The 7,595-nt window shown below is 35.2% G+C and carries 8 protein-coding genes and 1 pseudogene; 3 read left to right on the forward strand and 6 right to left on the reverse strand.

Annotated elements, in window-relative coordinates:
- Positions 1 to 41: 41 nt before the first annotated feature.
- From HU235_RS21510 to HU235_RS21525, 4 genes are read right to left on the reverse strand one after another with little or no spacing between them, the layout of a single operon-like run.
- Positions 42 to 1,094: a YheC/YheD family endospore coat-associated protein gene (locus tag HU235_RS21510; protein WP_174881532.1), complete on the reverse strand. Its 1,053-nt coding sequence runs from the start codon at positions 1,092 to 1,094 to the stop codon at positions 42 to 44.
- Positions 1,081 to 2,448: a YheC/YheD family endospore coat-associated protein gene (locus tag HU235_RS21515; RefSeq protein ID WP_145583422.1), complete on the reverse strand. Its 1,368-nt coding sequence runs from the start codon at positions 2,446 to 2,448 to the stop codon at positions 1,081 to 1,083. Before HU235_RS21515 ends, HU235_RS21510 begins: the two co-directional genes overlap by 14 nt.
- Positions 2,441 to 3,538 carry a YheC/YheD family endospore coat-associated protein gene (locus HU235_RS21520; protein ID WP_174881533.1) on the reverse strand — a complete coding sequence of 366 codons (1,098 nt, stop codon included), beginning with the start codon at positions 3,536 to 3,538 and terminating at the stop codon, positions 2,441 to 2,443. Before HU235_RS21520 ends, HU235_RS21515 begins: the two co-directional genes overlap by 8 nt.
- A gap of 47 nt (positions 3,539 to 3,585) precedes the next feature.
- Positions 3,586 to 4,941 carry a YheC/YheD family endospore coat-associated protein gene (locus HU235_RS21525; protein ID WP_145583426.1) on the reverse strand — a complete coding sequence of 452 codons (1,356 nt, stop codon included), beginning with the start codon at positions 4,939 to 4,941 and terminating at the stop codon, positions 3,586 to 3,588.
- Positions 4,942 to 4,977: 36 nt separating this feature from the next.
- Between HU235_RS21525 and HU235_RS21530 the strand changes: the two genes are divergently transcribed.
- The 3 genes from HU235_RS21530 (at position 4,978) to HU235_RS21540 (ending at position 6,536) form a co-directional block, all read left to right on the forward strand.
- Positions 4,978 to 5,148, forward strand: coding sequence for a hypothetical protein (locus tag HU235_RS21530; protein ID WP_174881534.1), 171 nt, complete (start codon positions 4,978 to 4,980; stop codon positions 5,146 to 5,148).
- A gap of 27 nt (positions 5,149 to 5,175) precedes the next feature.
- Positions 5,176 to 5,523 carry a YlbF/YmcA family competence regulator gene (locus HU235_RS21535; RefSeq protein WP_095301011.1) on the forward strand — a complete coding sequence of 116 codons (348 nt, stop codon included), beginning with the start codon at positions 5,176 to 5,178 and terminating at the stop codon, positions 5,521 to 5,523.
- Positions 5,524 to 5,675: 152 nt separating this feature from the next.
- On the forward strand, positions 5,676 to 6,536 hold the full coding sequence (locus HU235_RS21540) for a Cof-type HAD-IIB family hydrolase (protein ID WP_095301010.1): 861 nt from the start codon (positions 5,676 to 5,678) through the stop codon (positions 6,534 to 6,536).
- 44 nt (positions 6,537 to 6,580) lie between these two features.
- Here HU235_RS21540 and HU235_RS21545 read toward each other — a convergent pair whose 3' ends face one another.
- Both HU235_RS21545 and HU235_RS21550 read right to left on the reverse strand, forming a co-directional pair.
- The gene (locus HU235_RS21545) at positions 6,581 to 7,141 is read right to left on the reverse strand and encodes a hypothetical protein (protein WP_095301009.1); all 561 of its coding nucleotides are present in this window, start codon (positions 7,139 to 7,141) and stop codon (positions 6,581 to 6,583) included.
- A gap of 243 nt (positions 7,142 to 7,384) precedes the next feature.
- A pseudogene (locus HU235_RS21550) lies at positions 7,385 to 7,595 on the reverse strand (hypothetical protein); the annotation flags it as partial.

Genomic DNA, 7,595 nt, shown 5'->3' on the forward strand with positions numbered 1-7,595 from the left:
AACCCCCCTTATAAAAATAGATTTTGCGAAAGGGAGGCTGTTCATTCATCAATTTTAGGCTCAGCAGCTAATGCGACAAACAATTTGGATAGACGTTTTATTCTTTCTATTTGGATATCTTGTTCATCAAACTTCATCGGCTTTGAGTTTACTTCAAATAAAATCGGCTCATAATCTCTCGTTAGCCCAATGTCCATTGAAAATTCTCCAACAAAGCCATAAAACGATGATAAGCTTTGCCCGATTTGTTCTGCTAGCGATTTTAGAGTGTCTTCATTAAGCCTATGTTTTATTTCATCAACAGAAATGATATGACCACCATGAGGGACATGTGTCATAATCGAATCTTGTGCTGCTTTCCTGACGCCAATCCCAGTTATCGTATGTTTCCCACGATTATATAAGCAATGAATTCTTAAATCATATTTGCACCTATCAATCGTATCCGTATGGATTTCCTCTTGAATTAAGTACTGCTTTTTTTCGCATATTTTCTTTATAAGAGAGACAAATTCATAATGTAGGTAGTTTGTTTTTTTGCTTCCATGATAAACCGTGAAATAGGTGCCATTAGCAGCAAGCTTGTAAATTCCCTTTCCTTTATAGCCCTGTACGGGTTTTATAAACAGCGTTTGATAGATAGACAGCTTTTTTAGTAAATCCTCCATTGACGTATACGGCCACGTTTTTGGTAGAAATGGTTGTAACGTCCTAATGCTTGAAAGAAGTGTATAGCATTCTATTTTATTGAAGAAACAAGGGTTAAAGAAATATCTGTTTTTTTTCTTATATAATTCCTTAAGCTTTAAGAAGGAAGGATTCGATTCCTCTGCACGGGAGGAAATTCGGTTGTAAATTAAGTCAGGATAAGGAAAATGTTGCCTTCTCCATTTATTTTGACCTTCATAAAACATGTAACCAGTAATCGAATCTTGTTGAATCCCTTCTAGTAAAAATAAAAATAAGCTTCCCCCATTACTAGTCATTTCCTTTTGTAAGTCTTTGAAAAAAGCTATGTCACCAAGAAAGGTTTCCTCTTTGCTACCTTTACTAACAAGAAGTCCAACTAGAGGGGCAGGCTTAGCGTTGCTCATTTTGTAATTCCTCTGGTGAAAAAATTGATTTTTTGAACAAAAATAGACCATATTCAAAGGAGGCCTTTCGTGAAAGAAAATCAGCTTCCTTTAATTCCGGGTGCGAGAAAATCGAGCGTCCTGGCTTTGAATTTGCTTCAAACATCCAAACAGAGCCATTTTGGTCAATTCCTAAATCAAAGCCTAATTCACCAATAAACCCTTGTAACTTTTCATCGATGCTTTGACTTAAGATAATCGCCGCTTCTGTTAAGTCATGATAAGCTTTAATTCTTTCTCTAGGATCAACATAAATTTCCTCAAGTGTTTTAACGACACCGCCATTATTTAAGTGGGTTGTAACACTTCCTCTTCCAGCAACCTTAGCAGCAATGGCTGTTACCTTCCATTCACCATGGACATCTTTATTCGTATGAACTCTAAAGTCGATTGGCTTTTGGTCTAAGCGAATAAGCTTAATACCTTGCTGAGCTAAATAACTAGACAATCGATTATCCTTAAAAGAGGCTTTTAGAAAGTGTTCAAGTGAAGGGTACTTTCGCAACCTGTTTTTTTCTTCATCACGAAATCTCGAATAATAAAAATTATCCTCTCGAGAATACATCAATTGATATACTCCTAAACCTAAGCTACCATTTGCCGGTTTTAAATAGATGCTCTGGTAATCTGCGAGCATTTCTTCAATTTGACTAATAGATGGAGGATGGATTGTTGCAGGTAAATAGCTGGTCGTTTTCTTGTCTTTGATAAGTAGCTGATGAATGTCCCATTTATTGAAAAATCCAGGGTTATACCAAGGGATTGAGTAGTCTTCCGTTAGTCGCTTTTTCACTAGCTTTAATGCTTGGTGATTTTCAATTCTCCGGTTTGGCAATCGATCATACACTACGTTTGGAAAGGGGAGGGTGATTTGCTTCCATCCGCTTTTTCCATAAACAAACCCGTCAATTGTGCCATCCTCCCAATTTATGTGGTGTGCACCAAATACAAATGAATAAAGGCCAACAGTTTGATCTAACGATAATAATTTTGCAAAAAATAAAGAGCGTTCTCCGATTGGTCGAATTTCTGATGATGTGAATCCTGCAGTAAATATTCCGATTAGAGGTCCTAAATACAATATCCCATCATGATAAATCAGGCGTGTATTTCCGCTTTTAGGTAGCATTAGCTCTTTAAATGTAGCTGATGGTAAAATAATACTTGATTTTAAATCATCACGATAATGGATCTCACAAGGAAGAATGATTGTACCAAAAGAGATAGATGTAATTTTCCCATATTTTTTTAATAGTGTCGGTAATTGTATGAAATGATGCTGTGTTGTTGTTTGAATTGTATAGATTTCATCCATTTAGGTTAACTCCTTTAACCTGAGATTTACTGATTAAATATTGACAATAGGCTAGAGGTGCTTCGTAAAGTCGATCAGCTAATTTCGGATTTGTTTCAATAATCGTTTTTCGGCCGGGCTTAGAATTAATATCTAAAATCCAGACAGAGCCATCTTGGGCATACCCGATATCGATTCCTAATTCGAATAAATGATGAAATTTCCTTTCTAACAATGGAGGTAAGTGGTCAACAATCGTTTTTAGTTCATCCTCAAGCAAAATTCGTTGTCTGTCTGTTAAATCTAAGGAAAAGCGTTCGTAGGATAAACTATCACCACCGCTAAATAAATTGGAAAGAAAGGAGCCAGAATAGCCCCTTCTAATTCCTTTGCCGAGTAATTCCCAATTTCCTTGATGATTTTTTTGAACAAATAATCGGATATCAAAAGGATAGCCACTTGTATCATGAAGCGGGAGTAATGGTTGTAGTAGATAAGGTCTTTGTTCAATTAATTTCTCACACCATAATATAAAATCCTTTATTGTGTTGAATTGTTTTGTTTTTTTATCGCGACCATGGTGGTAATGAATTTTAATAATCTTTGAATCATAAAAAACCGCGATGATTCCTGCACCACGTGAACCAGTCCTTGGCTTTAGTATACAGGATGAATGTTTTTTCAAATGCTTCATCATCTCGTCTGGATGTTTTAACATAACCGTATGTGGAAGGTAGCTGTTTATTGTTGAATCCGTGTTGAGAGCTTGATAAATTGCCCATTTATCTGGTAAACCAATCCCTAAAAAGGAGGTTTCTCGATATTTTTTAAGCCAATCAACAATAGGCTTGCTTTTTTGCCTCGCCTCTTTTCTGTGAAAAAAGCAGCGATCGTAAATGTATTTCGGAATTGGAAACATTGCTTCCTTCCAGCTGTTAGTTTCGACATCGAACTTCTCACCATTGATTAGTAGTGTTACGGGATCTATTGATGTTGGCTCAAATCGAACACAATCAATCGAATAGCTGGAACTGCGTTTAGCTACTTCTGTTAAATACGTATTTTCATGCTTCATTTGAACAACTAAAAAGCCTAAAGTTACTTGGTTCAATAATGGTCACTCCAATCAATCGTCCTTTTCCACATTTCAAGTACCTATTAATCAAAAAACTGTGTTAAAAATAAGGAATAATTCAATATACCTTTTGCGGAGGGCCGGATTTTTCCGTTAGTATGATCGTCATTTGACTTTGAAGGCTTTGTGTTTACCTCAAGTATCCATGGATGACCATTTTCATCAATTGCAAGATCAATACCGAATTCTCCGTATTCTCCTCCCGCATACGTGTAAAGTGTTTGAACAATCTCTAAAGAAAGCTCTGTTAAGATTTTACGGAGATTCCTCGCATCCTTTTTTGAAAATAATTCTTCAAGAACATTCTTTAATGGAAGGAGCTCGCCACCTCTAGCTAAATTGGAAACAATTTGATCGCTCCCTGAAACTCTTGCAACTGCAGATGAAACAGACCAGGCTTGATAATTCTTTTTATGACATAATATTCTAAAGTCCAATGTGCGATTTTTATATTTTTTCAGTTGGATTGTTTCCTGAAGAAGGAACTGTTCTTTTTTTAATCTAGGATATAACGTTTTATAAAGTTGGATAAATGATTCGTATTCATTTGTTAGCTCACCAGAAAAGGTTGTAAAGTCAAGGTGAAAGGAACGGTCCTCCATTTCCTTTACTCGAAATATCCTCTTCCCGAGACTGCCGTAAATCGGTTTAACAAAAAGATCCTTTTTAACGCTAAGCATATGCTCAAACTCTTGCCTAGATTCTAACAACTTACTTTCAGGTAAATACGGCAATAAATGATCAGCCGCTGATAAAATTTGATGGACCTCCCATTTATTTAAATACCGATTATTAAAGTAGGGGATATTTTTCGCAATTAAATCAGTTGTGACGAGTAGAAATTGATTTGAATGTTCCCTTTTACGCGAGTGAATGCGATTGTGTACAACATCAGGGAAGGGGACAGTTGTTTTGTGCCATTTATTTTGAAAGAAGTAGTACCCTGTTACACGATCTTTTGAGTAACCAGATAAGGAAAATACATAAAACAAAATCCCTTTAGCCTCACATAACAGCGCCATCTCTTCACAGAAGCCATGAATAGTGCCAAAATGAACATGATCATCCTTATCGTTTATTTCTGTCAAAATTGCAATCGTCGGACCTAAATGTAAAATGTGATGAGACATTTTCCCTTGGATTGTTAGATCGTGTGGTGGGAGATGTAACTTCTCACGAATATGAGTAGGTAATGTTAAGCAGAAGCGGTCCTCATTTATAAATACGAGTGGACATAGTTCAGTATGCATTCCACACTTAATTTTAAGTGAGCTTAACCGCTCTGATAATCCTAATTCCTTTCTAAGCTTATGACTCATTTCACAACGGTTCGATTGTGATGAATCTAGTGATATAATGTCAATCTGTTTTGCACTCAATAAAATCCCTCTTTTACTCACAATGCGGAATAACAAATGATAAATAGGCAATTTATCTATATGACATCGTATGTAATCGGAGAGGGAATGGGGAAAGAACTTAGTTCCTTAATGAAAGAAAAGATGAAAAAATCATATTATGGAAATGAGGAATTAACGATGCATTTCTGTGAAACGTTTGTTATAGTAGAACAAGAGCCTACATAGGTCCAAACTTGAAAGGAGGCTCATCATATGTCAAATAATTTATATGATGTTGCGTACGATTTAGAAAAAGCATTACGTGAAAGTGAAGATTTTAAAACGTTAAAAAAGCTGTATGATGAAGTTAATGCTGATGAATCAGCTAGCAAAATGTTTGAAAACTTCCGTAATATCCAACTAAATCTTCAACAAAAGCAAATGACTGGTGAAGAAATTACAGAGGAAGAAATTAACCAAGCACAAAAATCTGTTCAGCTTGTTCAACAGCATGAAAAAATCTCACAATTAATGGCAGCTGAGCAACGATTAAGCATGGTTGTTACTGAATTAAATAAAATTATCATGAAGCCGCTTGAAGAAATGTATGGCAGCTTATAAGGATAATGAAAGTATGAAAAGTAACAGAGTGGAGCTGATTCCACTCTGTTTTTTCGTTTAAACTTCAAATCTCCTTCTGTTGTTCTAATTTTAAAAATAAGGACATAACCTCTTAATAGGATTTTTTGACATCTTTAGAAGGGGGAACCAAAGTGACACAATATCAATTACTTGCACTAAATATTGATGGTACTTTGCTTCGTTCGAATGGTCGCCTCCAGCCGTCAACGAAAGAAGCGATAGAGTATGTTAAGAATAAAGGGATATATATTACTCTTGTAACAAATCGGCATTTTCAATCGGCGAAAAAGCTTGCAAAGGCGTTAAAGCTAGATTCTTTATTAGTATCACATGGAGGAGCATTTATATCTGATAATTTAGATAATCCTTTCTATGAAAAAAGAATTAGTGAGGAAATGACATTTAATCTTGTTCAAGTCCTTGAAAATTTCAAATGTAATATTCGAATTGTCCAGGAGCGTTTTTCAATTGGTAATAAAACGAAAGTTGCCTCAAACCTATTAAGTAAATCTATTTTAAATACTTCTGATTCCATGTTTTATCCGGTGCAATTTGTTGATTCATTAGGAGATGCTTTACGAGATGAACCTGTAACAGCATTGAAAATTGATGTTCATTTTACAACAGATGAGGAAAAAGAGGATGCTTCTCAAATTATAAGTGAAGCATTTGAGGGAATTGATGTTCACGTAAAATCAAAGAAAATAGAGATTGTAAAAAGAGGCGTGTCAAAAGAAAATGGCCTTCGTGTTTTAACAAACCATTTGAAAATCCCGATGGATAAGACCGTTGCTATCGGTGATGGAGAAGATGATATCGAAATGATTATTTCAGCTGGTTTAGGGGTAGCAATGTGGAATGCACCTTTTGAAGTAAAACGGGTTGCAGATTGGGTTACGCGCTCAAACAATGAACAAGGTGTTGCCTACATGATAAAAGAGCACTTTCGCAAGCAACAGCGTGAGGAGTTTTTACGGAAAATTAAAAATTAGTAGTACGAAAAGAGACTGTCTCATTAAGGGGGCAGTCTCTTTCATTATTCCTTTCTTTGAAGATTTGCGAAAAAACGTGTGAGCCAATAGGCAATAATTGCTATCACTACATCTATAAGAAATAAATAAAAATAATTCATCCCGTTAAAAAAGGTTAAAAGATTAAATGCTTTTGAAATAGGTGCAAAAATAAAGGCAAATATCATTGATAGAAGAATAACGTATAGATAAAAGTATTTACCGCGATTCGTGCAATATTGATAAACGAACATAAAAGCAACTGGTAATAAAACTGCTGTCAAAGTAATGCCTACAGGTAGAAATGAACTAAGCGTATGTGGATGAATGAGGTAGTTCATTGATGATAAGACAGAATCAACATTTGACCACAGTACATGTACTGTGTAACCGAAAAAGCATATTTCAAATATCCGGTTACGGTCGATTTTTTTATAGAGAATGAGCAAAGGAATAATGACACAAATCATATTAAACCAAAAATACCATGTGCCTATCCCTGAATAATCATCCCAATATTGTTGGATTAAATCGTTTAGCTTGTCCTTTTGCTCCATTATTTTATGTAATCGTTCATTTTCCTTCATGGTGAACCCCCTTACCTTTCAAGTCAATTTTATTTTTTTCGAAAGTGAGGGGAATTATTCGAATTGGGCAATAATAATTTAAATATTTGCATATGCCGTACTATATATATTTATGTTGTGTTAGCTAATTTCAATCATTATCATTGAAAGAGGGGATAAAAAAAGGCCTCATTTAAAAAGCTTAATGAGACATAGTTTTTTCCACAGGCGTTCGCCGCATTCTCTTTCAAAAAGGAACTCAATCTATTTTATTGCATCATAGTCAAATAATTTTCCTTCATATACAAATTGTAATTCCTCGCATTTTCTAAAGTCATCAGGTGTTACTAGTGCAGGAAGCTTATCCCATAATCTGATTCCTGAACGATGAAGGACTTCAGCAACAAACTGTGAGCAAAAGTAGGAATTACTAAATTCGACAGGTTCATTTAAAGAAACTCCAAGTACCCCAATG

This window comes from Metabacillus niabensis, from assembly GCF_902829255.1.
GTDB classification, from domain to species: domain Bacteria; phylum Bacillota; class Bacilli; order Bacillales; family Bacillaceae; genus Metabacillus; species Metabacillus niabensis.